The sequence below is a fragment of the Pseudomonas sp. Sample_9 genome (assembly GCF_004307535.1).
In the GTDB taxonomy this organism is placed as follows: domain Bacteria; phylum Pseudomonadota; class Gammaproteobacteria; order Pseudomonadales; family Pseudomonadaceae; genus Aquipseudomonas; species Aquipseudomonas mercuritolerans.
In genome coordinates this window covers 40,982-45,056 of sequence record NZ_RAZO01000020.1, presented here as the reverse complement: position 1 = coordinate 45,056, position 4,075 = coordinate 40,982, and the positions used below count along the sequence as shown (strand labels likewise).

At 61.5% G+C, this 4,075-nt stretch carries 4 protein-coding genes and 1 pseudogene; 1 reads left to right on the top strand and 4 read right to left on the bottom strand.

The annotated features are described in order from the left end of the window. From D6877_RS01465 to D6877_RS01450, 4 genes and pseudogenes are all read right to left on the bottom strand, one after another. Positions 1 to 257: pseudogene (locus D6877_RS01465) on the bottom strand (allophanate hydrolase); the annotation flags it as partial. After that, positions 254 to 958, bottom strand: a complete 705-nt coding sequence (gene pxpB, locus D6877_RS01460; protein ID WP_130909626.1) for a 5-oxoprolinase subunit PxpB — start codon at positions 956 to 958, stop codon at positions 254 to 256. The pseudogene D6877_RS01465 and the gene pxpB, both read right to left, overlap by 4 nt. Next, positions 955 to 1,707, bottom strand: coding sequence for a 5-oxoprolinase subunit PxpA (locus D6877_RS01455; RefSeq protein WP_130909625.1), 753 nt, complete (start codon positions 1,705 to 1,707; stop codon positions 955 to 957). Before D6877_RS01455 ends, pxpB begins: the two co-directional genes overlap by 4 nt. Before the next feature lie 62 nt (positions 1,708 to 1,769). Next, the gene (locus D6877_RS01450) at positions 1,770 to 3,056 is read right to left on the bottom strand and encodes an MFS transporter (protein WP_130909624.1); all 1,287 of its coding nucleotides are present in this window, start codon (positions 3,054 to 3,056) and stop codon (positions 1,770 to 1,772) included. A 159-nt stretch (positions 3,057 to 3,215) separates the two neighbouring features. Here D6877_RS01450 and D6877_RS01445 point away from each other — a divergent pair. Next, the coding region (locus D6877_RS01445; RefSeq protein WP_130909627.1) for a LysR family transcriptional regulator at positions 3,216 to 4,075 on the top strand (860 nt) is incomplete at its 3' end.

Genomic DNA, 4,075 nt, shown 5'->3' with positions numbered 1-4,075 from the left:
TGGCCGTCGATCTGCGCGCCGAGATCCGCTCCTGCCAGCGCCAGCAGGCAATCCTCCTCAGCCACCACGGCAAACCCGCCGAGGGTGATTTCAACCACCGCCGCATCCAGTTCATTACCCAACAGCCAATTGGCCCAGCTCATCGAGCACCAATCCGCCGCGCCGCCCTGCGTCACGCCCAGATGTCGCACGCCAAACCGCCCGGCGTCCTGCAACAGGCACAGCGGTGTGCTGGCTTCGATCGTCAATCGACTCATGCCAACGCCTCCAGTGGGGTGTCATCGCCGCCCAAGCGTATGAATTCGGCGTGATCGACGGCTTCGAAGCGCACCGTGTCGCCCGGTTGCATCAGGCTGTAGCCGTCGCGATGGCGATCGAAGAGTTTCGCTGGGGTGCGCCCGATCAGGTTCCAGCCACCGGGTGAGACCACCGGATACGCTGCGGTCTGCCGCTCGGCGATACCGACGCTGCCGGCGGCGACTTTCTTGCGCGGTGTGCTCAAGCGCGGCGCGGCGAGCATTTCTTCGACCAGGCCCATGAAGGCAAAACCCGGCGCAAAGCCAAGAGCGAACACCTGATATTCCCGTGCGCTGTGGCGACGAATCACCTCCTTCACCGCGAGGCCGCTGCGTTCGGCCAACAGGCTCAGTTCCGGGCCGACACTCAAGTCATACCAGACCGGCAAGACATGACACTGCCCAGCGCTTCGCGCATTTGGCGACAGGTCAACCAACGCCTCGGCGATCAATTCGCGCGCCTGCGCCGGACTCAACTGCGTCAGATCGTAATGCACCATCAACGTCGTGTAGGACGGCACCAGATCGATCAGTTGTGCACCAAAAGCCGTGCGCAAGCGCTCGCTGGCGGCGAGCATCCACGGCATGTTGGCTTCGGCGATGTCATCGAACAGACGCAGCATCAGGCAATCGAGCGCCACCACTTCAACCCGTGGATTCATGACGCACTCGACTGCTGCAAGGCCTGACGAATACGCCGCACGGCGGCCACGGAACTGGCGTTGTCGCCGTGGACGCACAAGGTGTTGGCGCGCAGGATCAAGGCGCTGCCATCGCTGGCGCTGAGTTCGCCGCCACGGGCGATGGTCAACGCTTGCTCGATGATTTTTCCGGCATCGTGATGCACGGCGCCCGGCAATTGCCGTGAGACCAGCCGGCCGGCGCTGTCGTAGGCACGGTCGGCAAAAGCTTCGAACCACAGGGTTACGCCGTATTCATCGCCGATCTGCTGCGCGCCAGCGTTGTCTCGGGTCGCCATCAACATCAGCGGCAGGCTGCGGTCATAAGCGGCCACGGCCTGCACCACTGCGCGCAACTGCGCCGGGTTGGCCATCATGTCGTTGTACATCGCGCCGTGGGGTTTGACGTAACTCACACGCCCGCCCTGCGCCTTGCAGATGCCGTCGAGGGCGCCGATCTGGTAATGCAGGATGTCTTGCAGCTCTTGCGCGGAATAGGCCATGGAGCGCCGGCCGAATCCGACCAGATCCTGATAGGCCGGGTGCGCGCCAATCTGCACGCCGTGTTCGAGGGCCAGCGCCACGGTTTTGCGCATGATGCTCGGGTCGCCGGCATGGAACCCACAGGCGATGTTGGCGCAATCGATGAAGGGCATGACCTCGGCATCCAGACCCATGGTCCAGCTGCCGAAGCTCTCGCCAATGTCGCAATTCAATAGCAGGCGGCTCACGGTGAACACTCCTGTAGCTGCTGGTCTTTTTATCTGTAGGAGACTTCTGCGCAGGGTATCAGTTACTGCGCGTCGAGTTGCTTGCCACGGGTTTCCGGCAGGCTCAGCGCCGCGAGAATCACCACGCCGTAAGAAACCGCCGCGAAGGCGCCGATGCCCATGCTCAGCGGCACTTTCTGGCTGAGCAGGCCGATCAACAGCGGGAACAACGCCGCCAGTGCGCGGCCGATGTTGTAGCAGAAACCCTGGCCCGAGCCGCGAATCCGTGTGGGGAACAATTCGGTGAGAAACGCGCCCATGCCGCTGAAAATCCCCGAGGCGAAGAAGCCCAGCGGAAAGCCCAGCCACAGCATCACGCCGTTACTGACCGGCATCTGCGTGTAGAGCAGAACGATGGTGAATGAGCCGACCGCGAACAAGATGAAATTCTTTTTCCGTCCGAGCAGGTCGGTCAGATAAGCGCTGATCACATAGCCGACGTAGGAACCGACGATTACCATCGCAAGATAACCACCGGTGCCGAGCACGCTCAACCCGCGTTCATTCTTGAGGAAGGTCGGCAGCCAGGAGGTGATCGCGTAATAACCGCCCAGCGCACCGGTGGTCAGCAACGACGCGCGAAACGTGGTGAAGAGCATGCCAGGGGCAAAGATCTCGTAGAACTTCGCCGGGTTCTGCGGGGTTTGCGCGGCTTTGGCTTCGCGATAGATCTCAGGATCTTTCACGAGGCGACGGACGAAAATCACGAATATCGCCGGCACGATGCCAAGGATGAACAGCGCGCGCCAGGCATCTTCCGCTGGCAACACGGAGAACAGCAACGCGTACAGAATCGCCGTCAGGCCCCAGCCCAGCGCCCAGCCGGATTGCACCATGCCCACCGCTTTGCCGCGGTCCTTGGCGCGGATCACTTCACCGATCAGCACCGCGCCGGCGGTCCATTCACCGCCGAAACCGAAGCCCATCAGGGTGCGCGCGATCAGTAATTGTTCGTAGTTTTGCGCGAAGCCGCAGAGGAAGGTGAAGAAGGCGAACCACAGCACCGTCAGTTGCAGCGTTCGCACGCGGCCGATGCGGTCGGAGAGGATCCCGGCGACCCAACCGCCGATGGCCGAGGCAATGAGGGTGCTGGTGTGAATCAGCCCCGCTTCGCCAGTGGTGATGCCCCACATCGCAATCAGCGTCGGCACAACGAAGCTGAGCATCTGCGTGTCCATGCCGTCCAGACCGTAACCGATCTTGCAGCTCCAGAACGTGCGGCGCTCCTGCTGGTTGATGTTGCGGTACCAGTCGAACGGCCCGGGGCGCGTCACAGGCTTGGATAACGGGAGGGTGTCGGGAGCACTCATGGCAAATCTCCGCAGGGCTTTTATTGGTCTTGTTCGAAGCTCCGACGACGCCTATCGTGGGAACCGGATGCGCCGATTTTTCGTCGCCCTGCCCTGCGCCGTCCAACGAATAAAAACCCGCCTTAGGCATAAGAAAAATTTGTCAGCCGAGCCTTGTCCATGAATCTGAAGTTTCTCGAGACCTTTGTCTGGGTCGCGCGCCTGAAGAGTTTTCGCCTGACCGCCGACAAGCTGTTCACCACCCAGGCGTCGATTTCCAGCCGAATTGCGGTGCTCGAAGGCGAACTGGGCGTGAAGCTGTTTCTGCGCGACTCACGCGGCGTCAGCCTGACCCCGGAAGGCTTGAAGGTGCTCGATTACGCTGAACAGATGCTCGACACCATGGCGGCGCTGAAACAATCGATCGAGACCCGTTCGAGCAAGGTCGGGCGGGTGCGTATCGGCGTGATGGACACGGTGATTCATACGTGGCTGAGCCCGCTGGTGGCGCAGATGACCGATCTGTATCCACGGGTGGAGATCGAGTTGGTTGCGGATACCGCGCTGAACCTCTGCGATCAGCTGCAAAAAGGTTTTCTCGATCTGGTGTTGCAAACCGATCTGATCCGCCACGAAAGCGTGCGCAGCCTGGAGTTGGCCAGCCATCCGCTGGGCTGGATCGTCGCCAGCAATTCGATCTACAACCGCAACTACGCCGACCTCGCCGAACTGGCGCAGGAGCGGATCATCACCTACTCGAAAAACTCACGACCGCATCAGGATATCGTCGCGCTGATGCAGGCCAACGGCGTCATGGCGCCACGTTTGAATTGTGTGAATTCGGTGTCGGCGATTACCCGTTTGTTGCGTGACGGCTTTGGTATCGGCGCGCTGCCGCCGGTGCTGGTGGCCGAAGAACTGGCGCGCGGCGAATTGATCTTGCTCGACATTGACCAGCGGCCGGCGAATCTGCCAGTGGTGGTGTCGTGGCGGGTCGGGGTTGAGTGGGTCGAGGAGATTGTGACGTTGTGTCAGCAGGT